Origin of the sequence: Mesorhizobium sp. M5C.F.Cr.IN.023.01.1.1, from assembly GCF_003997585.1 — a bacterium.
Lineage (GTDB): Bacteria > Pseudomonadota > Alphaproteobacteria > Rhizobiales > Rhizobiaceae > Mesorhizobium > Mesorhizobium wenxiniae.
The window spans coordinates 31,058-53,228 of the sequence record NZ_RZSU01000034.1 but is presented as its reverse complement, the minus strand read 5'-3'; the positions used below and the strand labels follow the sequence as shown (position 1 = coordinate 53,228).

Genomic DNA, 22,171 nt, shown 5'->3' with positions numbered 1-22,171 from the left:
GACAAGCAAAAGCCGGGCCAGTTTCTATGCCCGACTCCTTCCGGCAGTCCGGATGCGCAGACAGGGCGTTAGAAACCGAACCATGGCGTTGGCGGCAAAACTACAACTACGACAGTCCCAGTCGCTGGTGATGACGCCGCAACTCATGCAGTCGATACGGCTGCTGCAGTTCACCCACATCGAACTGGAACGCTTCATTGACGACGAGATCGAGCGCAATCCTCTGCTCGATCGCGCCGAGCCGCAGGACGATGCCGTCAACGACCAGGCGATCCAGAAGATCGATGCCGCGCCGGAAACGGCTACCGACGGCGACTGGTTCGAGAAGGAAACGGCGTGGAGCGCCGAGGCGATCTCGGAAAAGCTCGATACTTCGCTGGAAAACCTGTTTCCCGACGACCCCGGCGCCAGCGAGCGGCTCGGTCCCGACCTGACGGCTCAATGGAAGTCGGCCTCCGGCAACGGTTCCGCGTCCTCTTCCGACGGCTTCGACGTCGGAGACATGGCGGCCGCCGCCATCACGCTGCGCGAGCATGTCGGCGAACAGGTTGCGCTTGCCTTCGCCGACCCGGCAGCACGCCTGATCGCCAGCGAACTGGCCGATGGTCTCGACGAGGCCGGCTATATGCGCGCCGACATGGCCGAGATCGCCGCCCGTCTCGGCACCGACCGGGCGGCGGTGGCGAATGCGCTCGCGGTCTGTCAGACATTCGAGCCCGCCGGCATCTTTGCCCGCGACCTCGCCGAATGCCTGTCGCTGCAGCTTGCCGTCCGCGACCGGCTAGACCCGGCGATGAAGGCTTTGATCGCCAATCTCGAACTCTTGGCGCGGCGCGATTTCCAGACCCTGAAACGGATTTGTGGGGTCGACGAGGAGGATCTGCTCGACATGCTGGCCGAGATACGTGCGCTCGATCCGCGCCCGGGCATGGCGTTTTCGGGGGGCGCCAGCGACGCGATCATCGCCGATGTCGAAGTGCGGGCGGCTAATGACGGAAGCTGGGTAATCGAACTCAACCCCGAAACGCTGCCGCGCGTGCTGGTCGACCATATCTATTTCGCCCAGGTTTCACCGCATGCGAAAAACCAGACGGAAAAGGATTTCCTGGCGGAATGCCTGCAAAACGCCAACTGGTTGACGCGCAGCCTCGACCAGCGGGCAAAGACCATTCTTAGGGTTGCCTCAGAAATCGTGCGCCAGCAGGACGCCTTCCTCGTCCATGGCGTGCGTCACCTGAAGCCGCTCAACCTGCGCACGGTGGCCGACGCCATCGGCATGCACGAATCGACCGTCAGCCGGGTCACCGCCAACAAATACATGCTGACCCCGCGCGGCGTGTTCGAACTGCGCTATTTCTTCACCGCCTCGATCGCTTCGTCGGGTGGCGGCGATGCGCATTCGTCTGAAGCGGTGCGCGACCGCATCAAGCAGTTGATCGATGAGGAGAAACCTGCCGACGTGCTTTCCGACGACGCGATTGTGGATATGTTGCGGGAAAGTGGCGTCGATATCGCCAGGCGCACGGTCGCCAAGTATCGGGAGGGCATGAATATTCCCTCGTCGGTGCAGCGGCGGCGTGAAAAACGCGCTTTGGCCAGCGCCGGACGTTGATCTCCGACGGAATTTCCACAACTTTCGCGCTTCATTGACAAGCCGCAATGAAGTGGCTAGAAGCCCGCCCGCATGGGACGGGCTACTGCCCGCATGCGGATGGTCCGTCACGACTTTGGCCACGGGACGGTCAAGAAGGCGGCTTGTGATCAACCGGAAAGTTCGGATTTAAAATCGGCGCAAGTGACGCCGCAAAGCTTGTGCGCACAGACCACGGGTATAAACTCGGGACAGTTTGAAGCCTGAGCAAGGAAGGTCAGTTTTCAGATGACACTGCGCATATCAGGAAAACACATGGACATCGGCGATGCGTTCCGTACGCGCATCAACGACCGTGTCGGAGAAGTGATCGGGAAATATTTCGATCGGGGCTTTTCAGGGCAAATTGTAGTCGTCAAATCGGGGTCGCGCTACACGGCCGATTGCATGATCCGGCTGGATTCCGGCGCTTCGCTGCAGGCGACCGGTGAAGCCCAGGACCCGACGCTCGCTTTCGAGGCGGCGGCGGATCGCCTCGAAACCCGCCTTCGGCGCTACAAGCGTCGGCTGAAGTCACATAATTCAGGCAATGCCAACGGCGAGCTCACCGACATCGCCTATACGGTGATGGCGCCGCTTGCCGACGACGACGAGGAAATACCGGAGAATTTCGCGCCAGCCATCGTCGCCGAATCAACCATGACGCTGCGGACCATGTCGGTGGCGTCAGCGGTGATCGAGCTCGACACCAAGGACAGCCCGGTTCTCGTCTTCCGCAATGCCGGAACCGAGCATCTCAATATCGTCTATCGCCGGCCGGACGGAAATATCGGCTGGATCGACCCGTCTACGACCAAGGTCGCGCAGGGATGACGGCCAAGGCCGCACTGGGATAAGGCACCGAGCCGCACGCGAGAGTGAGGGCTGGCGACGGTAGGCGAACAAGGGATTTCAAGTATGGATCTGAGCGATCTCATCAACGTTCCGGCAATCTTGCCGGCGTTGAAGGCGAACTCCAAGAAGCAATTGCTGCAAATGCTGTCCGAAAGGGCCGCGGCGATTGCCGGCATTCCGGAACGGGAGGTGTTCGACACCATCCTGCAGCGTGAACGGCTGGGCTCGACCGGTGTCGGCAACGGCATTGCCATTCCGCATGGCAAGCTGGCGGGGGTGAAGCGGATCGCCGGGGTTTTCGCCCGGCTGGAGACGCCGGTTGATTTCGAGGCGCTGGACGACCAGCCAGTCGATCTGGTGTTCCTGCTTTTGGCGCCCGAAGGCGCCGGCGCCGACCACCTCAAGGCGCTGTCGCGCATCGCGCGGGTGCTGCGCGACGCCGACACGGTGGCCAAGATAAGGGGCACCCGCGACGCCGCAGCGATCCACGCGCTTTTGTCGGACACGCAGGCCTCGCATGCAGCCTGAGCTTTTTTGATCAGATCCGTTGAAGGGCCGCCGTGAGCGGCCCTGTCCGTTTCCAACCAGATCGCTGCGCCGTTAGTGGATGGCGACGGGGGTCAGGTCGTTTTCCAGGGCGCCAGCCAGCGCTCTTTCACGAGCGTCTGAAAGCAGGATCGGCTGGCCATTGGCGGCAAACAGGGCCCACAGTTCCAGGCCGGGCGCGATTTCGCCGAGGCCCGGGAAACGGCCACGGAGATCGTCGCTCGACACTTTCCTGAGATAGGCGACCGAGCCCTCGCCGAGATGGGCGAATTCACCGCTGGTCATGATAAGGTTTTCGTCAGTTCTGGTCATTTAAGCCTCCTTGCCGCGAGGACGCCGTTCAAGGCCGCCTCGCATGAGAGCCATTAGAGCGCCGTGTGTCCAACTGGACGCTCTAACACTTCAATTTGCTGCATCGTGCTTTGGGAAAATCGACTCCGATTTTCCGGCCGATGCAGTGGTAAAGATCAGTCTTTCACCGATATGTTTATTTTTCGTACCAGCCGTTCGGACTCAGGCCGATCGAGATCGATCGACAAAAGGCCGTTCTTCAGTTCCGCCGCGATCACCCGCATGCCGTCGGCCAGCACGAAACAGCGCTGGAACTGGCGCGCGGCAATGCCGCGATGAAGAAATTCGCGCTCGGTATCGTCGTTCTGACGGCCGCGCACCACCAACTGGTTCTCCTCCGTGGTCACATCGAGATCGATTTCCGCGAAACCGGCGACAGCGAGCGTGATACGCAGCCTTTCTGCCTTGCCGTCGGCACCGCTGAGGCGCTCGATGTTATAGGGAGGGTAGCTGTCACCCGACTTCGCCAGGCGTTCCAGAGTCTTTTCCATGGCGTCGAAACCCAGGAGCAGCGGGCTGGAAAAAGGCGTCATTCGGCTCATGTTACACTGTCCTCTCAAGAGCGACATAAAGTGGAAAAACCCAGATGGCATTTTTCCCGATGGTCTTGATATGGTCCGCCCCGCGGTCAAGTTCAAGCCGTCAAAAGCCCCGCCCAAAAAGACTCCCCAAACAAGGAATTGAAATGCCCCAATCCCGCAAGATCATCATCGACACGGATCCCGGCCAGGATGATGCCGTCGCCATATTGCTGGCACTCGGCAGCGCCGAGCTGGAGATCGTCGGTATGACCGCCGTTGCCGGCAACGTGCCGCTGAGGCTCACCGAAAAGAACGCACGCAAGATCTGCGAACTGGCCGGCAGGCCAGACATCAAAGTCTATGCCGGCGCCATCCGCCCGCTGGCACGTGAACTGGTCACCGCCGAGGAGGTGCATGGCGAGACCGGCCTCAATGGACCGCAATTGCCCGAACCGACAATGAAGCTGCAGGACCAGTACGCCGTCGATTTCATAGTCGAGACACTGATGAACGAAGAGAGCGGCACGATCACGCTCTGCGCGCTCGGACCGCTCACCAACATAGCGCTGGCGCTGATCCGCGAGCCGAAGATCGCGCCGCGCATCAAGGAAATCGTGCTGATGGGCGGCGGCTTCTTCGAAGGCGGCAATGTCACCCCGACCGCCGAATTCAACATCTATGTCGACCCGCATGCCGCCGATGTCGTGTTCAAATCCGGCATTCCGATCGTCATGATGCCGCTCGACGTCACCCACAAGGCGCTGACCACGGCCAAGCGTACCCAGGCCTTCCGCAAGCTCGGCACCAGGGTTGGCACGGCCACTACAGAGATGCTGGAATTCTTCGAGCGCTTCGACGAGGAGAAATACGGCACCGATGGCGGACCGCTGCACGACCCTTGCGTCATCGCCTATCTGTTGAAACCGGAGCTGTTCAGCGGCCGCAACTGCAACGTCACCGTGGAAATCGCCTCGGAGCTCACCATGGGCATGACCGTGATCGACTGGTGGGGCGTGACCAAGCGACCGAACAACGCCATGGTGATGCGCGACATCGACCACGATGCGTTTTTCGCGCTGCTGCTGGAAAGGCTGGGGCGGCTGTGAAAGCTCCCTTCTCCCCGTTCACGGGAAAAGGTCCCGGCAGGGGGATGAGGGGCGGGTCATCCGCAGACATTGGCTTGCAACCCCAGAGCCGCCCCTCACCCGGCGCGCTGCGCGACCACCCTCTCCCCGTAAACGGAGCGAGGGAAAAGGTGCCAGCCGCCGCTCATTCTGGAAACCGGTAAAAGATCGAGCCATTGTCGCGCGTGACGCGCTCTATGGTTGCACGCGCGCCTATCAGATGCGGGCGTTTGTCCTTGATGAGAACAGACGGACCGTTCTCGATAGAGACCAGGTAGATGGCGACGCGGTCCCACTGGACACTTCTGACCGTTGCGTCGACCGTCTCGACCGATCGGACAGGGCTTGCGTCATTCGCCCACTCGTTCTGAGCCAAGCCAACCATTACCGCCAACGAAGAGCCGGCGACGATCGCGCCAAGCGCCTTCCTTTTCAAATCAGCGTAAGTCCATGACATAGACATGGATCCCCAGCCCGGATTCAGGTGGTGGCCACAAGGCTGACTTTCAATCAGCCATCATGTTCGAAGCGAGGGTGCTTCGTATCTCGCTGATGCTCGGGGCTGCAGCCTCACTTCGCCTTTGAGAACGCCAGCCACAGGCCGCCGCCGATCAGGAAACTGCCGCTGATTCTGGACATGAGCTTGATGTGGCCGGCCGAGAGCAGGCGTCCGGCGCGGCCGGCGGCCAGCGCGAAGGTCGAATCCGACACGGCGGCGAAGATCAGTGCGGTGAGACCCATGACGACGATCTGCAACGCGTAGTTACCTTCAGGGGCGACGAACTGCGGAAAGAAGGCGCCGAAGAACACCAGCGTCTTGGGATTGCTGATCGCCACCAGCAGGCCTTGCAGGAAGAAGCCGCCGCGCGGTGTCTTCGCCGATCCGTCGGCGTTCAGCTTGCCCTTGGAGCGGAACATCTGCACACCCATCCAGATCAGATAGGCAGCGCCGATCAGCCTGACCCATTCGAACCAATGGCCCATGCCCGCGATCAGCGAAGTCAATCCGATGCCGACAATGGCAATCATGATGGCCAGCCCGGCCTGCGTGCCGGCGACGTTGGCGAGGCCGGCGCGGGAGCCATGGCGGATGCTGTTGGCGATGATCAGCGTGACCGTCGGTCCAGGCACCAGGACAATGACGAGGCAGGCGACGAGATAGGTGGCGTAGAGTTCCAGCGACATGGGTCTTCCTCGGCTGCTCGATTGGCTGAACAACTATCATTGAATTGTCGTCTAGCTCGCATATTGACGCTGTCGGTCGCAATGTCCACCGGCTTCAGCGACCAGGCGCATCTGACCCGGATCTTCAAGGCGCGCGTCGGTGTGCCTCCGGGCGCCTATCGCGCGGTCTTCGCCGCCTGACAACCACTGCGGCGCTTCAGGCCGCAACGAAGGAGCACGTCATGACCAAACGCATCCCTGAACCCTTCCGTATCAAAATGGTCGAGCCGATCCGCATGACCGACCGCTTCTTCCGGGAGAAGGCGCTGGCCGAGGCAGGGCTCAATCCGTTCCTGCTCAGGAGCGAGGATGTGTATATCGACCTCTTGAGCGACAGTGGCACCGGCGCGATGAGCGACCGACAATGGGCGGGCCTGCTGCTCGGCGATGAGGCCTATGCGGGTAGCCGCAACTTCTATCGTCTGGCCGAAACGGTCGAGCGGCTGTTTGGCTATCCCTATACGATCCCTACTCATCAGGGGCGTGGTGCGGAACAGATCGTTTTCCCCGAACTGGTGAAGCGATGCGGCTCCAGTGCGCCGGTATTTCTGTCCAACTATCATTTCGACACGACCAAGGCGCATGTCGAGATTGCCGGCGCCAAGGCAATCAACGTGCTCACAAAAGCTGCTCAAGACACCGCCCGCCATGACGATTGGAAGGGCAATTTCGATCTCGATGCGCTGGCCGCCGCGATCGAGACGCACGGTCCGGCCAATGTCGCGGGCATCGTGGCGACGGTGACTTGCAACAGCGCCGGCGGCCAGCCGGTATCCATGGCCAATCTCAGAGCCGCTTCCGAACTGGCGCGCGACAATGGCATCCCGGTGGTGATCGATGCCGCGCGTTTTGCAGAGAATGCGTGGTTCGTGCAGCAGCGCGAGGACGGTTACGCCGAACGGTCCATTCGCGACATCGTTCGCGAGATGATGTGCTACGGTGATCTGCTGACGCTTTCGGCCAATAAAGACGGGCTGGTCAACATTGGCGGGTTGTGCGCCTTCCGCCAGGATGCCGACCTGTTCAGGGCGGTGCAGGTGCGCTGCGTGCCGATGGAAGGGTTCATCACTTATGGCGGGCTTACCGGACGCGACATGGAGGCAATCGCCATCGGCCTCGAGGAGGTGGTTGAAACCGACCACCTTGCATACCGCATCGGCCAGGTCGCTTATCTCGGCGAAAGGTTGCGGCACGCCGGCGTGCCGATCCAGTATCCGACCGGCGGCCATGCCGTGTTCGTCGACGCCGCGGCCATGCTGCCCGATATTCCTGCCGACCGCTTTCCGGCCCACGCGCTGGCCTGCGAGCTTTATCTCGAGGCCGGCGTTCGCGCGGTGGAGATCGGATCGTTGATGCTGGGCCGGGATCCCGCCACTGGAAAGCAAGAGAAATCGCCACTTGAACTCTTGCGGCTTACCATTCCGCGCCGGGTCTATATCAACGACCACATGGACTATATCGCCGACGCGCTGATAGCCGTGGCGAAGCGGGCAACCAGCATCCGGGGTCTTGACTTCGTCTATGAGCCGCCGATCCTCAGGCACTTCACGGCGCGGTTCCGCTGGGCCGAAAAAGCGACGACGGTGCATTTGGCGGAGATGGCGGACGCATGAGCCCTTCGGTCAAGCGGTTCCTGGAGGAACGCGGTGCACGATACATGGTCGAGACGCATGCGCCGCTCATCTCCTTCGAGGATGCCAAGAGCATCCTGTCGCAGGACCCCGCAAAAATGGTCAAGGGCCTGACATTCGCGAGGCCGGGCGGCTTCGCGATTGTCGCGCTGCGCGCCGCGGATCGGGCAGACTACAAGAAGATCGCCGACGCGCTTGGTCTGCGCAGGGCCGACCTGCGACTTGCCGATGCGGATCATGTGCGCGGCGAACTGGACATGGAACAAGGCGGCATCGTGCCGTTGCCCATCGGCAGCGCCCGCGTCCTGATCGATCGCGCGGTGCTGGAGCTTGACGAGATTGTCTGCGGGACGGGCCGCAACACGGCGACGCTCATAATCGATCGGGACGTCTGGCTCGGCATCGCCGATAGCGAAGTCGGAGAGTTCGCCAAGGCCGCCCCAGTCGCCGAGTGATGCCGCCGAGTGATGCCTCAGCTTGCTCCGGCCTGCCATGGCAGCGTCGCCTCATAGGCCGCCGCCGCCCTCAGCACGGCCATGTCGCCGCGCGGCCGTCCGATCAATTGCATGCCCATCGGCCTGCCTCCGGCATCGAAGCCCGCCGGTACGTTGACCGCAGGGCAGCCGCCCAGCGTGGCGAACGCTGAAACCTGCATCCAGCGGTGATAGCTGTCCATGGCACGCCCGGCCACTTGCGTCGGCCAGTGGGTGGAGACCTCGAAGGGGAAGATCTGCGCAGTCGGCAATGCGACGAGGTCGAAGCGGTCGAAGAGCGATAGTAGGGTTTTGTGCCAGGACGAGCGCCTCACCGTGGCGGCGTGGATCTGCGGCGCCGTGAGCTGAAGCGCGTGTTCCACCTCCCACACGGCCTCCGGCTTCAGAAGACTGCGTTTGAAGGGATCGTCGTAATGCGCCTTGAGCGCACAACCGCTGCTCGCCTGGCGCAGCGTCACAAAGGCCTGCCACAGCGCTTCGTAGTCGAAATCCGGTACCAGCGCTTCGGTCTGAAAGGATACGTCGGCGAACCGGCCGAGAGCGGCCTCGCAAAGATCAAGGATGCCGGGTTCGACCGGCAGATGACCACCGAGATCGCCGAACCAGGCGATGCGGCCGCCGGGCGCTGCCGTTTGCAGGCCTTCGAGGAACGAACCGTGCTTGTGATGTGAGAGCGGCGCGCGAGGGTCGTAGCCAGCCTGCTCGTCGAGCAGCAGCGCCATGTCGCGCACGCTGCGGCCCATTGGCCCTTCGACGCCCATCTGTGCGTGAAAGACGTCGAGGTCAGGGCCGGCAGGGACAAGTCCCTGGGAGGGACGGAAGCCATAGACATTGTTGTAGGCGGCCGGATTGCGCAGCGAGCCGCCAAAGTCGCTGCCGTCGGCCAGGGGAAGCATGTCGAGCGCAAGTGCGACCGCCGCGCCGCCGCTCGAACCGCCGGCGGTCAGGGCCGGATCGAAAGCGTTGAGCGTCGGACCGAACACGGTGTTGTAGGTGTTGGAGCCAAGCCCGAATTCGGGAACGTTGGTCTTGCCGATGATGATGGCGCCGGCCTTGCGGATGCGCTCGACGAAGAAGTCGTCCTCCTCAGGCACGAAATCGGCGAAGATCGGCGAGCCGAAGCTGGTTCTGAGGCCCTTCGTCTGCGCGAGATCCTTGATGGCGATCGGCAGGCCGAACAGGGACCCGGCATGTTCTGCACGCGCCAGATGGGTGTCTGCCTTGTCGGCCTCTTGCAGGGTGTCGGCACGGTCGCGCAGCGAGACGATGGCGTTGACCAGCGGGTTCACTGCGTCGATCCGGTCGAGGAATGCCGTCATCACCTCGCGCACCGACAACTGCCGGCGCCTGATCGCGTCGGCAAGATCCACGGCGGACAGGCGGCAGATATCGCCGGCGGGCGGCACGGCATGTTTTGTGGCCGGACGCATGGCTCTCACCTAGCCGGCGGATTTTTGCAGCGCCGCGTCGACTTCCTTCGCCAGCGGGATCGCCGGCTGGGCGCCGGGCTTCAGGCAAGCGAGCGAGCCAGCGGCTGCAGCACGGGTGAGCGCCTGATCGAGCGGCAGGCCGGATGAAAGCCCGGCGGCGAAATAGCCGCAAAACGTGTCGCCGGCACCGACCGTATCGACAGGGGTGATCTTCAGCGCCGGAAGCATCAGAAGGTCGGCTGGTGTGGCAGCCAGAACGCCGTCACCGCCCAGCGTGACGACAATTGTACGGCCAGTCTTCCCGGCGTAATCGCGCATCCGCGCCGGGCGATCGCGGCCGCTCAGCGACAGCGCCTCGCCATAGAGGTCGAATTCGGTTTCGTTGGCGACGACATAGTCGGCCTTGCCGAGGAGGGCGGCCGCCTCGCCGCGGAACGGTGCGGTGTTGAGCACGGTAACCGCGCCTGCCGCCCGTGCCGCGTCCAGTGCTGCATCGACGGTCTGCAGCGGGATCTCCTGCTGCAGGAGCACGACATCGCCCTTCTTCATGAAAGCCTTGGAGAGGTCGCCGGTCACGACCGAATCGTTGGCGCCCGGCACCACGGCAATGACGTTCTCGCCGTCGTCGGCGACCATGATCAATGCCGTGCCGGTCGAGGCGAAGGTTTCACCGACACCGGACAGGTCGATCTTGCCCTCTCTTAACAGGGCCAGCGCTTCCGCCGCGAAGTTGTCCTTGCCGACCGCGCCGACCATGTGCACCTTGGCGCCGGCGCGCGCGGCGGCCAGCGCCTGGTTGGCGCCCTTGCCGCCGGGAGCGGTGGTGAAGCCGGAGCCCCGAACCGTCTCGCCCGGTGCCGGCAGGCGGTCGACATTGGCGATAAGATCGAGGTTGATCGAGCCGATAACGATGATCAAGTGGTGCCTCCCTGCTGACGCATCGTGCTTTCCGAAATCGGAATCGGTTTTCGGAAAGCACGATGCGTAGAATTAAAGTGTTAGAGCGTACTTTGTGCGTCCGAATGGACGCACGTCGCTCTAATTGCGCGGGAAGCTACTCCGTTAGGCCGCTGCTTGCCAGACCGGCGCGACATGAAACCCGCGCGCTGCTGGCCCGAACCTTTGGGCGCATCATCAAGACCCGACCTGTCCCGCTTCCCAGCCAAGGATGGCGCGCTTGCGGGTCAGGCCCCAGTGGTAGCCGGTGAGCGCGCCGGACTTGCCGAGAGCCCGGTGGCACGGCACCACGAAGGACATCGGATTGGCGCCGACCGCGGCGCCCACCGCCCGGCTGGCGCTCGGTGCGCCGATGCGGGCGGCGATCGAGGAATAGGTGCAGGCCTTGCCCATCGGAATGCGCAGCAGAGCCTCCCAGACGCGGACCTGAAAGTCGGTGCCGATCAAGACGACGCGCAGCGGCTGGTCGGCGCGCCACAATGCCGGGTCGAAGATGCGCGCGGCATAGGGCGCCGTCGCGGCCATGTCCTCGAAATAGTTTGCGTTCGGCCAGCGGCCGGACATGTCGGCGAAGGCCGCCCGCTCGTCGCCGGCATCGCTGAAGGCGAGGCCGGCAAGCCCGCGGTCGGTGACCATTATCAGGGCGATGCCGAAAGGCGAGATGTGGTAGCCATAGCGGATCGTCAGCCCGGCGCCGCGCGTCTTGTAGTCGCCCGGCGACATCGCCTCGTGGGTGACGAAAAGGTCGTGCAACCGGCCAGGGCCTGACATGCCAACCTCGAAAGAAGCCTCGAGCAGCGGCATGCCGGAATCGAGCAGTTTGCGCGCATGGTCGAGCGTGACGGCCTGGAGGAAGGCCTTGGGCGACAGGCCGGCCCAGCGGGTGAAGAGCTTCTGCAGGCCGGTCGGCGTCTCGCCAACTTCCTCGGCCAGGACCTCCAGCGAGGGCTGGTCGCGGTAGTCGAGGCTGATCTTCTCGATGGCGTGACGGACGATTTCGTAGTCGCCGCCTTCGGGCGTGATGTCTTTTTCCAGAATAGCTGTCTGTGCGTTCATAGGACTATCTCCTTGAGCATGAATATCGTCCTTCATGGCTCCGATCACCACCCGAAACTTGCCTTCTCGCCTTGTGCACCCAGATAGATTTGGCTTCGAGGAGGGAGCCGACGATGGCTGGCGAAAAGGTGCATCTCACCAAGGAGAAGGAGACGCTGCTGATTACCGTTTATGGCAAGGCACTGGAGAGCCGGCTGCCTAATCGCTACTGAAAATCATTTCGCGGACGAGGTGGTTCGCTCGCATTCAGCGCGCTTTCGCGGTCGCCAGGGCACGCGAAAAGGCTGACGCAAAACTCTCGCGGTCGTCGGGATTGAGGAAGCCGCCGATCGGCACATTCTGGCCTTGCGCTTCCACCGCCATTCTGGTGATGCCGATCTCGGCGTGACGGGCGACCGAAAAACGCGCCCAGAACGGATTGAAGCGATGCGCTTCCGATTTGCCTGACGGCGCGGTCTTGCGGATGTCGAGGCTGGTGCGCGAGACCGACACTTCCTCGCGGGCGCGGGCGGCACGATAATTGGCGCGAAAGGCGATGTAGACGGCAATCACATCGAGGCCGAAGAAGCCGAATACCGGCCAGGCGCCGCGCGACAGGAAAAACGATCCGGTCACCAACGAGCCGAACAGCAGAGCGCCCATCAGGATGGCAAAGCCGGTTTTGCCCAGCGACCGATGCGGTATCAGCAACGCCTGGAAGAATGGCTCGTCGGCCTGAAATGAGGCGTTTGTGTCGCTCATGACGGGATATTATAGGAAGGGGATGACGAGCCCCAAGCCCAAAAATTCCTCTACACCCAAAAATGAACCGCCCCCCGGCCGACGCGACGGAGCGAACGTCAAACCGCGTGCCCGGCGGGTGCGGTCTCCCTACAGCCCGGCCGAGGTGCACGAGATTTTCCGACGCTTTTCCGTTCAGCGGCCCGAGCCGAAGGGCGAGCTCGAACATGTCAACGCCTTCACGCTGCTGGTGGCGGTGGTGCTTTCGGCACAGGCGACCGACGTCGGCGTCAACAAAGCAACGCGGGCGCTGTTCAAGGTCGCCGACACGCCGCAAAAGATGCTGGCGCTCGGCGAGGCCAAGGTCGGCGAGTATATCCGCACCGTCGGGCTTTGGCGCAACAAGGCCAAGAACGTCATTGCGCTGTCGGAAGCGCTGATCCGCGACCATGGCGGCGAGGTTCCTGATGACCGCGACCAGCTGGTCAAGCTGCCGGGCGTCGGGCGCAAGACCGCCAATGTCGTGCTCAACATGGCCTTCGGCCAGCACACGATGGCGGTCGACACGCATATCTTCCGCATCGGCAATCGGCTGGGACTGGCGCCCGGCAAAACGCCGGAGCAGGTCGAGCAGGGGCTGTTGAGGATCATTCCGGACGAATATATGCGCCATGCGCATCACTGGCTGATTCTGCATGGGCGCTATGTCTGCAAGGCGCGCAAACCGGATTGCCCGCTCTGTGTCATCGCCGACATCTGCAAGGCCGAGGAGAAGACGAATAATGTTCCGGCGCCGCTGGTCGAAATTGCGCCGCTCGAACCCGTAGGCGAAATTCAGTAGCCGTAGCCGCGCGCCATTGCCGCGGCGAAGACCGGGATCAGCAGGAAGATGAAAGCTTCGGCGCGGACATAAGTTCGAACGGATGCAAGTTGCGCCGCCGGCACTTGAAAACCGGGGCTGGCCGAGGCCTGCCTGTTCCAGGAAACAAAGCGGACCGTCGGGATAATCGACAACAGGCCGACGTTGACGAAGGCCGCCATCTTTGCCCAGAACACCCAGTTGTAGACGTAGAAATCCCAGCCCTTCAGGCCGTAGATGACGCGGCCAATGCCGACGACGATGATCAGTATGGCGATGATGCCATAATGGCGATCGATGCCGACAAGCCGCCGGAGCGTCGCGGCGGGCAGAGCGCCGCGGATCAGGACAAATTCGGCGCCGATGATGCCCGCCAGCGAAAACACCAGCAGATGATGAAAGATGGCAAGCAGAAGATCGGTGGTATCCATCCTTTTCCCTCCGTCGGACGGCACAGCGGACGCTGAATCAGTTGCTGGTAAAAGTAGCACCGCTGGGCAGGATTCACATTGGGCTGGAAGATGATCTGCACAGGCTTTGGCTCTTGTCTGGTGCAGGCAATTTGGATCTGTGTCGCATATCGTTTTCCCCAAAACCGCCGAGCATCCTCGGTCAAGCCCAAGAGCAGGCTTCCTGGGCGACATGCACTAAGCACAGGCAAACGCAACCGAGGCATGACACATGATCGATCCACAGGCGCTCCTTGCTCCCGTCATTGAAACGCCGCGGACCGTGCTGCGACCACACCAGCTCGATGATTTTGATGCCTATGTCGCCATGTGGGCCGATCCGGCCGTCACTCGCTTCATCGGCGGCAAGCCGCGCACTCGGGAGGAAAGCTGGATGCGCTTCCTGCGACATGCCGGCCTGTGGTCGCTGCTGGGCTACGGCTTTTGGGCGATCGAGGACAAGGCATCCGGCCGCTTCATCGGCGAGGCCGGCTTTCACGATCTGAAGCGCGACATGGTACCGTCGATCGAAGGCGTTCCGGAAGCCGGTTGGGCACTGGCCCCGAGCGCACATGGCAAAGGGTTCGCCAGCGAAGTCGTCGGACGGGTTCTCGCCTGGGGCGACGACGCATTCGGGCGCGCAAGGACCGTCTGCATCATCGATCCGGAAAACACCGCGTCATTGAACGTCGCGGCAAAATGCGGCTACAGGGAGGTGCTGCGGACCACCTATCACGACGATGCGACGATCCTGCTGGAACGGCAGGCTTGAGGATGCTGCCTGTGATCTTATAGTTCTGGTCAGGCCGAATCGAGGCTTTTTACGCCTTCCGTTTCGGCACCGGCTTTGCGGGCCGCCTGTTCGAGCATCGAGGCGTCTTCGCCGAAAGCGCGGGTGGCGCGTGCGGCTGCCTCGATCAGCGGGTTTTTCATGCGCTGGAGAAAGGCCGCGTCGACACGCGTGCTCGGGCCGGACAGCGTCAATGCCCCGAGCAAGGTAGGCCCCGGCCCGAACACCGGTGCCGACACGCCCGCCGTCTCGGGGTCGCGGTCGCCGACCGACAAACAATGGTAGGTTTTGCGGATCGTCTCGTAAGGCTCGCCCTGCTGACCGGAAAACGCCGCAAGCACGCGGCCGCCCGAACCGGCCAGCAACGGCAGCACGTCACCTTCCCGTATGGTGTAGCGGATGGGATGCTTGGACTCGACGCGGTAGAGACAGGTGCGCACGTCGCCCGAACGGACATAGAAAGCGACGCTTTCCCAGCTTCGCTCGGCCAGATCGCGCATGATCGGCAGCAGAATGTCGATCGCCACAACCGAACGCTGGTATAGGGCACCCAGCCGAAAGGTGGCAGGGCCGACTCGGTAGCGGCCATCGTCGAGACGCTCCAGCAACTGCCCGCGCAGCAACGAGTTGGCCAGCCTCAGGATCGTGCTCTTGTAGAGGCCGGTCCGCGCCGCGATTTCGGCCAGGCTGAGCGACCGGTCGGCGGTAGCGAAAGCATCGAGGATGGCAATCGCACGATCGAGCGCGGCAACGCCGTTGGTCGACGCGGGCTTGGATTGTGTTACGGTTATCTGCTTGACCACGTCGTTCCGTTCCCAGTTGGACAGAAGGGCCGATCGGAACAATTGTGTCGCATGCAAATGGTTCTGTCCAGTAGAATGCCATTCCGGTTGACAGAACGAGGCAAAGACTGCATGAATTTTTGTCGAGCGGGTCTGAATTCAGGCTACGTTGCTGGCAGGCACCAGAGGAGGTGTCGTGATTGGAGGAATCCCATGCTGAACAGACGCAGATTTTTAATGAGCACGGCTGCCGCCGGCGCCGCCGGTTTCGCAGCGTTGCATCTATCGCCCGCTTTTGCGCAGGATGCACCGCAGATCCAGATCTTCGTGCCGGCAGCGCCCGGCGGCGGCTGGGATCAGACGGCGCGCACGATGGACCAGGTGCTACGCAGTGAGAAGCTGATCTCCGGTTCGCAGATCACCAATGTCGGCGGCGCCGGCGGCACAGTCGGCCTGCCGCAATTCATCAGCCAGTGGAACGGCAAGGGCAATTCGCTGATGGTTGCCGGCATGGTCATGGTTGGCGCCATCATCGCCAACAAATCCGCCAACAATCTCACCGAAGTCACGCCGATCGCCCGCCTCACCGGCGAATTCGAGGCGCTTGTGGTGCCGGCGGCCTCGCCGTTCAAGACAGCAGCGGATTTCGTCGCCGCCCTCAAGGCCGATCCGACCAAGGTTCCAGTGGCTGGCGGTTCGGCCGGCGGCTCGGACCACATATTGTTCGGCCTTATCGCGAAGACGGCCGGTGTCCCGGCAGCCAACCTCTCCTACGTGCCGTTCGCCGGCGGCGGCGAGGCACTGTCGGCGCTTCTCGGCAACCAAGTCGCGGCCGGCATCTCCGGCTATGGCGAGTTCTCCGAACAGGTCAAGGCAGGCGCGCTTCGGCTGCTCGCCATTTCCGCGGACAAGCGCCAGGAAGGCATCGACGCACCGACGCTCAAGGAAGCCGGCATCGATGTCGAATTGTTCAACTGGCGCGGCGTCTTCGCACCGCCGGGCGTTTCCGACGCCGACAAGGCGGCGATGATCACGCTGGTCGAGACCATGGCCAAAAGCGATGCCTGGGCCACCGAATGCAAAAACCGCAACTGGACGCAGATCCTGCTCACCGGCGACGACTATGCGAAATTCCTCGCCGAAGACACGACCCGGATCGCAGCCATCCTCAAGGACCTCGGCCTTGCCTGATTTTCTCGGAGAGGGGCGGTCTGCACTGCCCCTTTCCGAAGTTCGACCAGCCGCATGGACATGCGATCCAGCGCGAGTGAAACTGCGGTAAGGTCGGCTGTGGGAGACCGGCCTATCCAGGGAGAACGATCATGAGCACCAGCGACCAGCAGGCGGCGCGGCCGCGCCTTGCTGTGCCCGAATTGCTGATCGGCATCGGGCTTCTCGCCTGCGCCGGCGCGGTAGCCTGGCAGACGCTGTCGATTCCGGTGTCGCCGCTCTACTCCAAGGTCGGCCCGACCGTCTTCCCCTATATCACCATGGTCGGCATGACGATCCTTTCCCTCCTGCTGATCGTCGCCGCCCTGCGGGGCGGCTGGCAACCGGAAGAAGAAAAGGAAACGCCGACCGACTGGAAGGCGATGGGCATCGTCGCTGTCGGACTGGTCGCGAACCTTGTTCTGATCCAGCCGCTTGGCTTCACCGCAGCCTCGGTGATCATGTTCGTTCTCATCTGCCACGGGTTCGGCAGCAGACATCCGCTGCGTGACGTGCTGCTCGGCCTGATCCTGGCGCTTGCCGCCTATTTCGGCTTCGCCAGGGCGCTCGGCGTCAACATCGGCGCCGGCTTCATCGAGAATCAGCTGAACGCAGTTCTCGATTCGATTATCGGTATGTTTAGAGGCTGAAGCCATGGAAACGCTCAGCCATCTCGCGCACGGATTTTCGGTCGCTTTTACGCCGGTCAATCTCATGTGGTGCCTGCTCGGCACGACATTGGGGACAGCGATCGGCGTGCTGCCCGGCCTCGGACCGGCGCTGACCATCGCGCTGCTTTTGCCGATCACCTACCAGGTGGCGCCGGAAGCGTCCTTCATCCTGTTTGCCGGTATCTATTACGGCGCCATGTATGGTGGTTCCACGACATCGATCCTGCTCAACACGCCGGGCGAAAGTGCGACCATCGTCACTGCGCTGGAAGGCAACAGGATGGCTCGTTCCGGCCGCGGCGGCGCGGCACTTGCCACCTCGGCGATCGGCTCCTTCGTCGCCGGCACACTCGGCACGCTCGGCGTCGCTTTCCTGGCCCCGGTCGTTGTCAAGTTCGCGCTGTCTTTCGGCCCGGCCGAATATTTTTCGCTGATGGTGCTGGCATTCATCACGGTTTCGGCGGTGCTCGGCTCGTCGTCGGTGCGTGGCCTGACCAGCCTGTTCGTCGGCTTCGTCATCGGCATGATCGGCGTCGACCTGCAGACCGGGCAGCCGCGCTTCACCTTCGGCATGAGCCAACTGCTCGACGGCGTCGACGTGATCGTCGTCGCCGTCGGCCTCTTTGCGGTCGGCGAGACGTTCTACATGGCCTCGCGCCGCTATGCCGGCAAGGACGAGATCGTGCCGCTGAAGGGCTCGCTCTACATGACGGCGGCCGAATGGGCACGCTCGTGGAAGGCTTGGCTGCGCGGCGCCCTGCTCGGCTTCCCGATCGGCGCCCTGCCGGCCGGCGGCGCCGAAATCCCGACGTTCCTGTCCTATGCGATGGAGAAGAAGCTCTCCAAACACAAGGAGGAGTTCGGCACGACCGGCGCCATCGAAGGTGTTGCCGGCCCGGAGGCCGCCAACAACGCATCGGCTGCCGGCGTGCTGGTGCCGATGCTGACGCTCGGCCTACCGACCTCGGCGACGGCCGCGATCATGCTGTCGGCCTTCCAGAGCTATGGCATCAATCCCGGGCCGATGCTGTTCATGACGCAGGCCAATCTGGTCTGGGGGCTGATCGCCAGCCTGTTCATTGCCAATGTCATCCTCGTCATCCTCAACCTGCCGCTGATCGGGTTATGGGTGCGGCTGCTGAAAATCCCGGCGCCGCAGCTCTATGCCGGCATCCTGGTGTTCGCCACGGTCGGCACTTACGGTATTTCGCAGTCGCCGACCGACCTCGTCATCCTCTATCTGCTCGGCGGGGCCGGATTCCTGATGCGGCGCTTCGATTTCCCGACGGCGCCAGTCATCATCGGCATGATCCTGTGGCCACTCGCCGAGACCCAGTTCCGCCGGGCAATGACCATCTCGAACGGCGACTGGTCGGTGTTCTACACGCATCCGCTGTCGCTGACGCTGCTGACGCTTGCGTTCATCGGGCTGATCGGGCCGCATATCTGGGCCTACATCGAGCACAGGCGCAGGCGTGGACCCGAGCATGTGCCGGGCGATGCCTGACCTGTCTGGAACATCATGACCGATCTGCTGTCCGGTATCCGCGTCCTCGACCTGACCAATGTTCTGGCTGGCCCCTACTGCGCCTATCAGCTGGCGCTGCTCGGGGCCGACGTGATCAAGGTCGAGGCGCCGCAGGGCGGCGACCTGGCGCGCCAGCTCGGCGGCTCGCCGGAACTCAACAGTGCCGGAATGGGCGCTTCGTTCCTGGCGCAGAACGCCGGCAAACGATCGGTGGTGCTCGATCTCAAGCAAAAGGCCGATCGCGAACGCTTTCTCGATCTGGTCGGCTCAGCCGACGCGCTGGTCGAGAATTTCCGCCCCGGCGTGATGGACCGGCTGGGGCTTGGCTTTGCGAGGCTGAAAGAGGTCCGCCCCAGCCTTATCTATTGCGCGATTTCGGGCTTCGGCCAGACCGGGCCGATGCGCGACAATCCTGCCTATGACCAGATCATCCAGGGCCTTTCAGGCATCATGAGCATCACCGGCACACCGGAGACCGCGCCGCTGCGTGTCGGTTATCCCGTCGCCGACACGCTGGGCGGGCTGGTCGGGGCGTTCGCCATCGCGGCAGCACTCGTGAAGCAGAAGACGACAGGCGAGGGCGCTTTCCTCGACGTGTCGATGCTCGAATGCACGCTTTCCGCGCTGGGCTGGCCGGTCTCCAACTATCTGACGGCTGACGTCGAGCCGCAGCCCATGGGCAACGAGAACATGACGGCGGCACCTTCCGGGACGTTTCGCACCGGCGACGGTCTGCTCAACATCGCCGCCAACAAGCAGGAGCAGTTCGTGGCGCTCTGCCGGCTCGTCGGGCTGCCGGAGCTGGCGTCGGACCCGCGCTTTGCCGAGCGCGAGACGCGCAAGCGCAATCGCATTGCCTTGAAGGCGCTGATCGAGGACGCCCTGGCGAACGGCTCGGCCGCGGCCTGGGAGGAGACGCTCAATCGCGCAGGCGTGCCGGCGGGCAGGGTGCTGACGATCCCGCAGGTGCTGGCCGAGCAGCAAGTGATCGAGCGCGAGATGACCACCCGTTTCGATGGCATGCCGAATATCGAACGGCCGCTGACCGTCGTGCGCGGCGGGTTCATGGTCGATGGTGAGGCACCCTTGCCAACCAAGCCGCCGCCGGCGCTGGGCGAGCATATGGACGAGGTGTTTGCCAGCCTGCCGCCGCGCGTCAAGAAAAGGGCGCAGGCATGAGCGACGCGAGAACATGAGCAACGTTGGGAAAAAAACCGGCCGCGAGCGCGGCGAGGAATGGTGGCAGACCGATATCATCGAAATGCGCCCTGGCGTGATCCGGTTGCGCGGCTATGAGATCCAGGACCTGATCGGCCGCGTCAGCTTTCCGGCGATGATCTGGCTGATGCTGCGCGGCGAACTGCCTGGTGAGGAGCAGGCGGCGCTGCTCGGCATCGCGCTCGGTGCCGCCGTCGATCATGGGCCGCAGGCGCCGTCGATCGCCATTGCCCGCATGGCGGCTACCTGCGGCGTCGGCATCAACAGCGCCATGGCCTCAGCCATCAATGTGCTTGGCGACGTGCATGGCGGCGCCGGCGAGCAGGCGCTTGCCTTCTACGGCGACATCGCCGCGGCGCTGGACGCAGGAGTGACGCTTGCCGATGCCGTCGCGGCGCGGCTCGATCGTTTCTTCGCCGAGGAAAAATCGTATGTGCCGGGGCTCGGGCACCGCTTCCACCCGGTCGATCCGCGGGCGCCGCGCCTCATCGAGCTGACCCGCGATTTTGCCGCGCGCGGCATCATCAGTGGACGTTTCGCCGACATCGCCGAGGCTGTTGAGGCCGAGGTCACGCGGCGCAAGGGCAAGAAGATCCCGCTCAACATCGACGGCGCCACCGCCGTTATCTATGGCGAGCTCGGCTTTCCGCCGCCGCTGACACGCGGCCTTTTCGTGCTCTCGCGCTCGGTCGGCATATTAGCGCATGCGTGGGAACAGTCGCAACAGAGCGGCCGCAACAAGGGACCGCTGCCACGGGAATGGTTGTGGGCTTATACCGGCACGCCGGTGCGGCCTTTTCCTCAGGGAGATGGCGACTCCAAATGAGGCCTTGGTTCTAGTTCGCCAGCGGGCGCTGGTTGGGGAATTTTCAAGTCCTTCAGCAGCGTTGAAAGGTCGGGCTCGTCGATGAGCACTGCTGCGTCTGCCGGCGTCAGCCATGCTCGCTGCCGCCTTTTGGCTTCCTGCCAATTGGCCAGCTCCTCCGTCACCGCCAGCAGGTAGACGATGACGTCGACGCGGACGAAGCGGTTTGTCAGCCGCTTCCAGTAGGAATAGGTGCCGGCCGGCTGCTTCAGCGTCTTGCCGAGGACGCCGGCTTCCTCCTGCGCTTCGATGGTGGCTGCCTTGCGCCCACTCTTGCCCTTCATCGGCCAGCCCTTGGGCACGATAAAGCGCCTTGTCGATATCGAGGTGACCAGCATCACCTCGACGTTGCCATGTTCGCTCAGCCGAAAAGGAATCGCCGCGACCTGACGGATCCGCCCGCCCTTCCTCGCCTTGCGTACAACCTTCTTCTTGGTGGCTGCCATTCCCGACGATCCAATCAGGGCAGTGCCCAAGCACAAAGGCACGTTGCGAAAATCAAAACCGCCTTTGATGCTACTTCAAGTAGAGCGGTGTTCAAGGCTATAAGCCGGCTAATAAATAAAAAAGCGCCGGCTCATCAGCGGCAGGTGCTGATAAAGCGGCTGCCCGACCGCCGCAACTGGCACGTAGGCCTCATCTGCTGAACATCAGGCCGTTGCGGCACGACCTCGCGATCCTGGGCACGGAACTGCTGTTGCTGCTGCTGATATCGCTGCCGCCGCAGCCTGTTCTCCAGCATCTGCAATTCGTTTTGCAGGACCAGCGCGTTGCGGTTGGCGGGAGTGACGATCTGCGCAGAGACAGCCACGTCCGACAGCATCGCTGTTGCCAGCATTGCCGACATGAAGATCGTCGATGGGCGAAGCGGCGACATCCATTCATTCCCGCACCAAACTGAGCCTCCAATCATATAGGGCATTTGCCCGGTGATGCCATGGCTAAAGCCTCGCGGGGCGGAATTGGCGGGTTGAGTTACCGGAACTCAAAGCCGGTCGACCCATGTGTGCCGGGCAAGGGGATCGATTTCGAGATCGGCGACAAAAGCTGGAGGGCATCCTGCAGTTCAGCACCTGTGAGACCGCCGGTTGCCCGGTGCCGGTGGCATTCGACGCGAAAATCACACTGTTGCTTAAGGCCGCCGCCATTTTTGAAATCATGTGGTTGCGGTCGATACAGGCCAGCCGATCAGCTTTCCCCTCTCATTGACCGGCTTCAGCGGCGCGATTGCCCGCACCGCGGAACTCTCGGCCGATTGAGC

General features: G+C 62.9%; 25 protein-coding genes. 13 read left to right on the top strand and 12 right to left on the bottom strand.

Going from position 1 to position 22,171, the window contains the following annotated elements:
- Window positions 1–82: 82 nt before the first annotated feature.
- The 3 genes from rpoN to ptsN all read left to right on the top strand — a co-directional run bounded on the left by rpoN (window position 83) and on the right by ptsN (window position 3,013).
- Window positions 83–1,612: an RNA polymerase factor sigma-54 gene (rpoN, locus tag EOA78_RS15985; RefSeq protein ID WP_127315951.1), complete on the top strand. Its 1,530-nt coding sequence runs from the start codon at window positions 83–85 to the stop codon at window positions 1,610–1,612.
- A 267-nt stretch (window positions 1,613–1,879) separates the two neighbouring features.
- Window positions 1,880–2,464, top strand: coding sequence for a ribosome-associated translation inhibitor RaiA (gene raiA / locus EOA78_RS15980; RefSeq protein ID WP_065010135.1), 585 nt, complete (start codon window positions 1,880–1,882; stop codon window positions 2,462–2,464).
- Window positions 2,465–2,548: 84 nt separating this feature from the next.
- Complete coding sequence (gene ptsN, locus EOA78_RS15975; RefSeq protein ID WP_023797448.1) at window positions 2,549–3,013, top strand: PTS IIA-like nitrogen regulatory protein PtsN; 465 nt, start codon at window positions 2,549–2,551, stop codon at window positions 3,011–3,013.
- Window positions 3,014–3,085: 72 nt separating this feature from the next.
- Here the strand turns inward: ptsN and EOA78_RS15970 are convergent, their stop codons facing one another.
- Together EOA78_RS15970 and EOA78_RS15965 are read right to left on the bottom strand one after the other, a co-directional pair.
- On the bottom strand, window positions 3,086–3,343 hold the full coding sequence (locus tag EOA78_RS15970) for a DUF1150 family protein (protein WP_127315950.1): 258 nt from the start codon (window positions 3,341–3,343) through the stop codon (window positions 3,086–3,088).
- Window positions 3,344–3,498: 155 nt separating this feature from the next.
- Window positions 3,499–3,924 carry an Hsp20 family protein gene (locus tag EOA78_RS15965; RefSeq protein ID WP_127315949.1) on the bottom strand — a complete coding sequence of 142 codons (426 nt, stop codon included), beginning with the start codon at window positions 3,922–3,924 and terminating at the stop codon, window positions 3,499–3,501.
- Window positions 3,925–4,067: 143 nt separating this feature from the next.
- Between EOA78_RS15965 and EOA78_RS15960 the strand changes: the two genes are divergently transcribed.
- Window positions 4,068–5,009, top strand: a complete 942-nt coding sequence (locus EOA78_RS15960) for a nucleoside hydrolase (RefSeq protein WP_127315948.1) — start codon at window positions 4,068–4,070, stop codon at window positions 5,007–5,009.
- A gap of 163 nt (window positions 5,010–5,172) precedes the next feature.
- Here EOA78_RS15960 and EOA78_RS15955 read toward each other — a convergent pair whose 3' ends face one another.
- Window positions 5,173–5,484, bottom strand: coding sequence for a hypothetical protein (locus EOA78_RS15955; RefSeq protein WP_245477522.1), 312 nt, complete (start codon window positions 5,482–5,484; stop codon window positions 5,173–5,175).
- A 113-nt stretch (window positions 5,485–5,597) separates the two neighbouring features.
- On the bottom strand, window positions 5,598–6,212 hold the full coding sequence (locus tag EOA78_RS15950) for a LysE family translocator (protein WP_127315946.1): 615 nt from the start codon (window positions 6,210–6,212) through the stop codon (window positions 5,598–5,600).
- 221 nt (window positions 6,213–6,433) lie between these two features.
- On the opposite strand from EOA78_RS15950, the gene EOA78_RS15940 reads away from it, so the two are divergent.
- A complete protein-coding gene (locus EOA78_RS15940; protein ID WP_127315945.1) occupies window positions 6,434–7,864 on the top strand; it encodes a tryptophanase in 1,431 nt (476 codons plus the stop codon).
- Window positions 7,861–8,337: a YbaK/EbsC family protein gene (locus tag EOA78_RS15935; protein WP_127315944.1), complete on the top strand. Its 477-nt coding sequence runs from the start codon at window positions 7,861–7,863 to the stop codon at window positions 8,335–8,337. The genes EOA78_RS15940 and EOA78_RS15935 overlap by 4 nt, the downstream gene beginning before the upstream one ends.
- Window positions 8,338–8,354: 17 nt before the next feature.
- On the opposite strand, the gene EOA78_RS15930 is transcribed toward EOA78_RS15935, so the two are convergent.
- The 4 genes from EOA78_RS15930 to EOA78_RS15910 form a co-directional block, all read right to left on the bottom strand.
- A complete protein-coding gene (locus EOA78_RS15930) occupies window positions 8,355–9,806 on the bottom strand; it encodes an amidase (RefSeq protein WP_127315943.1) in 1,452 nt (483 codons plus the stop codon).
- 9 nt (window positions 9,807–9,815) lie between these two features.
- The gene (locus tag EOA78_RS15925) at window positions 9,816–10,724 is read right to left on the bottom strand and encodes a ribokinase (protein ID WP_127315942.1); all 909 of its coding nucleotides are present in this window, start codon (window positions 10,722–10,724) and stop codon (window positions 9,816–9,818) included.
- A gap of 216 nt (window positions 10,725–10,940) precedes the next feature.
- On the bottom strand, window positions 10,941–11,819 hold the full coding sequence (locus EOA78_RS15920; RefSeq protein ID WP_127315941.1) for a methylated-DNA--[protein]-cysteine S-methyltransferase: 879 nt from the start codon (window positions 11,817–11,819) through the stop codon (window positions 10,941–10,943).
- Window positions 11,820–12,065: 246 nt separating this feature from the next.
- On the bottom strand, window positions 12,066–12,560 hold the full coding sequence (locus EOA78_RS15910) for a DUF2244 domain-containing protein (protein ID WP_127315940.1): 495 nt from the start codon (window positions 12,558–12,560) through the stop codon (window positions 12,066–12,068).
- A 22-nt stretch (window positions 12,561–12,582) separates the two neighbouring features.
- Between EOA78_RS15910 and nth the strand changes: the two genes are divergently transcribed.
- Complete coding sequence (nth, locus tag EOA78_RS15905) at window positions 12,583–13,380, top strand: endonuclease III (protein WP_127315939.1); 798 nt, start codon at window positions 12,583–12,585, stop codon at window positions 13,378–13,380.
- Here nth and EOA78_RS15900 read toward each other — a convergent pair.
- On the bottom strand, window positions 13,374–13,829 hold the full coding sequence (locus EOA78_RS15900; protein WP_127315938.1) for a DUF2214 family protein: 456 nt from the start codon (window positions 13,827–13,829) through the stop codon (window positions 13,374–13,376). The genes nth and EOA78_RS15900 overlap by 7 nt on opposite strands.
- A gap of 250 nt (window positions 13,830–14,079) precedes the next feature.
- Between EOA78_RS15900 and EOA78_RS15895 the strand changes: the two genes are divergently transcribed.
- Window positions 14,080–14,619, top strand: coding sequence for a GNAT family N-acetyltransferase (locus tag EOA78_RS15895; protein ID WP_127315937.1), 540 nt, complete (start codon window positions 14,080–14,082; stop codon window positions 14,617–14,619).
- A 29-nt stretch (window positions 14,620–14,648) separates the two neighbouring features.
- On the opposite strand, the gene EOA78_RS15890 is transcribed toward EOA78_RS15895, so the two are convergent.
- Entirely contained in the window at window positions 14,649–15,428 is a 780-nt protein-coding gene (locus tag EOA78_RS15890; RefSeq protein WP_164783782.1) for an IclR family transcriptional regulator, read from the bottom strand.
- Between the two features lie 204 nt (window positions 15,429–15,632).
- Here EOA78_RS15890 and EOA78_RS15885 point away from each other — a divergent pair, with 204 nt between their 5' ends.
- From EOA78_RS15885 to EOA78_RS15865, 5 genes are all read left to right on the top strand, one after another.
- A complete protein-coding gene (locus EOA78_RS15885; RefSeq protein WP_095496841.1) occupies window positions 15,633–16,610 on the top strand; it encodes a tripartite tricarboxylate transporter substrate-binding protein in 978 nt (325 codons plus the stop codon).
- Window positions 16,611–16,741: 131 nt separating this feature from the next.
- Window positions 16,742–17,278, top strand: a complete 537-nt coding sequence (locus tag EOA78_RS15880) for a tripartite tricarboxylate transporter TctB family protein (protein ID WP_127315935.1) — start codon at window positions 16,742–16,744, stop codon at window positions 17,276–17,278.
- 4 nt (window positions 17,279–17,282) lie between these two features.
- On the top strand, window positions 17,283–18,806 hold the full coding sequence (locus EOA78_RS15875) for a tripartite tricarboxylate transporter permease (protein ID WP_127315934.1): 1,524 nt from the start codon (window positions 17,283–17,285) through the stop codon (window positions 18,804–18,806).
- Between the two features lie 15 nt (window positions 18,807–18,821).
- Window positions 18,822–20,006 carry a CoA transferase gene (locus EOA78_RS15870; protein WP_127315933.1) on the top strand — a complete coding sequence of 395 codons (1,185 nt, stop codon included), beginning with the start codon at window positions 18,822–18,824 and terminating at the stop codon, window positions 20,004–20,006.
- Window positions 20,007–20,019: 13 nt separating this feature from the next.
- Window positions 20,020–20,871 carry a citryl-CoA lyase gene (locus EOA78_RS15865; protein WP_127315932.1) on the top strand — a complete coding sequence of 284 codons (852 nt, stop codon included), beginning with the start codon at window positions 20,020–20,022 and terminating at the stop codon, window positions 20,869–20,871.
- Here the strand turns inward: EOA78_RS15865 and EOA78_RS15860 are convergent.
- Together EOA78_RS15860 and EOA78_RS15855 are read right to left on the bottom strand one after the other, a co-directional pair.
- Window positions 20,847–21,356 carry an NUDIX hydrolase gene (locus tag EOA78_RS15860; RefSeq protein WP_127315931.1) on the bottom strand — a complete coding sequence of 170 codons (510 nt, stop codon included), beginning with the start codon at window positions 21,354–21,356 and terminating at the stop codon, window positions 20,847–20,849. The two genes, EOA78_RS15865 and EOA78_RS15860, sit on opposite strands and share 25 nt — an antisense overlap.
- A 134-nt stretch (window positions 21,357–21,490) precedes the next feature.
- Window positions 21,491–21,757 carry a hypothetical protein gene (locus EOA78_RS15855; protein WP_245477521.1) on the bottom strand — a complete coding sequence of 89 codons (267 nt, stop codon included), beginning with the start codon at window positions 21,755–21,757 and terminating at the stop codon, window positions 21,491–21,493.
- Window positions 21,758–22,171 lie beyond the last annotated feature (414 nt).

What these genes read in the sequence shown, in the direction of transcription:
- ptsN (WP_023797448.1), top strand. Translation starts at nt 2,549, where the DNA reads ATGGATCTGAGCGATCTCATCAACGTTCCGGCAATCTTGCCGGCGTTG.
- EOA78_RS15965 (WP_127315949.1), bottom strand. Translation starts at nt 3,924, where the DNA reads ATGAGCCGAATGACGCCTTTTTCCAGCCCGCTGCTCCTGGGTTTCGAC.
- EOA78_RS15860 (WP_127315931.1), bottom strand. Translation starts at nt 21,356, where the DNA reads ATGGCAGCCACCAAGAAGAAGGTTGTACGCAAGGCGAGGAAGGGCGGG.
- EOA78_RS15960 (WP_127315948.1), top strand. Translation starts at nt 4,068, where the DNA reads ATGCCCCAATCCCGCAAGATCATCATCGACACGGATCCCGGCCAGGAT.
- EOA78_RS15940 (WP_127315945.1), top strand. Translation starts at nt 6,434, where the DNA reads ATGACCAAACGCATCCCTGAACCCTTCCGTATCAAAATGGTCGAGCCG.
- EOA78_RS15900 (WP_127315938.1), bottom strand. Translation starts at nt 13,829, where the DNA reads ATGGATACCACCGATCTTCTGCTTGCCATCTTTCATCATCTGCTGGTG.
- rpoN (WP_127315951.1), top strand. Translation starts at nt 83, where the DNA reads ATGGCGTTGGCGGCAAAACTACAACTACGACAGTCCCAGTCGCTGGTG.
- EOA78_RS15870 (WP_127315933.1), top strand. Translation starts at nt 18,822, where the DNA reads ATGACCGATCTGCTGTCCGGTATCCGCGTCCTCGACCTGACCAATGTT.
- EOA78_RS15910 (WP_127315940.1), bottom strand. Translation starts at nt 12,560, where the DNA reads ATGAGCGACACAAACGCCTCATTTCAGGCCGACGAGCCATTCTTCCAG.
- raiA (WP_065010135.1), top strand. Translation starts at nt 1,880, where the DNA reads ATGACACTGCGCATATCAGGAAAACACATGGACATCGGCGATGCGTTC.
- EOA78_RS15950 (WP_127315946.1), bottom strand. Translation starts at nt 6,212, where the DNA reads ATGTCGCTGGAACTCTACGCCACCTATCTCGTCGCCTGCCTCGTCATT.
- EOA78_RS15875 (WP_127315934.1), top strand. Translation starts at nt 17,283, where the DNA reads ATGGAAACGCTCAGCCATCTCGCGCACGGATTTTCGGTCGCTTTTACG.
- nth (WP_127315939.1), top strand. Translation starts at nt 12,583, where the DNA reads ATGACGAGCCCCAAGCCCAAAAATTCCTCTACACCCAAAAATGAACCG.
- EOA78_RS15880 (WP_127315935.1), top strand. Translation starts at nt 16,742, where the DNA reads ATGAGCACCAGCGACCAGCAGGCGGCGCGGCCGCGCCTTGCTGTGCCC.
- EOA78_RS15855 (WP_245477521.1), bottom strand. Translation starts at nt 21,757, where the DNA reads ATGTCGGCAATGCTGGCAACAGCGATGCTGTCGGACGTGGCTGTCTCT.
- EOA78_RS15930 (WP_127315943.1), bottom strand. Translation starts at nt 9,806, where the DNA reads ATGCGTCCGGCCACAAAACATGCCGTGCCGCCCGCCGGCGATATCTGC.
- EOA78_RS15895 (WP_127315937.1), top strand. Translation starts at nt 14,080, where the DNA reads ATGATCGATCCACAGGCGCTCCTTGCTCCCGTCATTGAAACGCCGCGG.
- EOA78_RS15920 (WP_127315941.1), bottom strand. Translation starts at nt 11,819, where the DNA reads ATGAACGCACAGACAGCTATTCTGGAAAAAGACATCACGCCCGAAGGC.
- EOA78_RS15955 (WP_245477522.1), bottom strand. Translation starts at nt 5,484, where the DNA reads ATGTCATGGACTTACGCTGATTTGAAAAGGAAGGCGCTTGGCGCGATC.
- EOA78_RS15865 (WP_127315932.1), top strand. Translation starts at nt 20,020, where the DNA reads ATGAGCAACGTTGGGAAAAAAACCGGCCGCGAGCGCGGCGAGGAATGG.
- EOA78_RS15970 (WP_127315950.1), bottom strand. Translation starts at nt 3,343, where the DNA reads ATGACCAGAACTGACGAAAACCTTATCATGACCAGCGGTGAATTCGCC.
- EOA78_RS15885 (WP_095496841.1), top strand. Translation starts at nt 15,633, where the DNA reads ATGCTGAACAGACGCAGATTTTTAATGAGCACGGCTGCCGCCGGCGCC.
- EOA78_RS15935 (WP_127315944.1), top strand. Translation starts at nt 7,861, where the DNA reads ATGAGCCCTTCGGTCAAGCGGTTCCTGGAGGAACGCGGTGCACGATAC.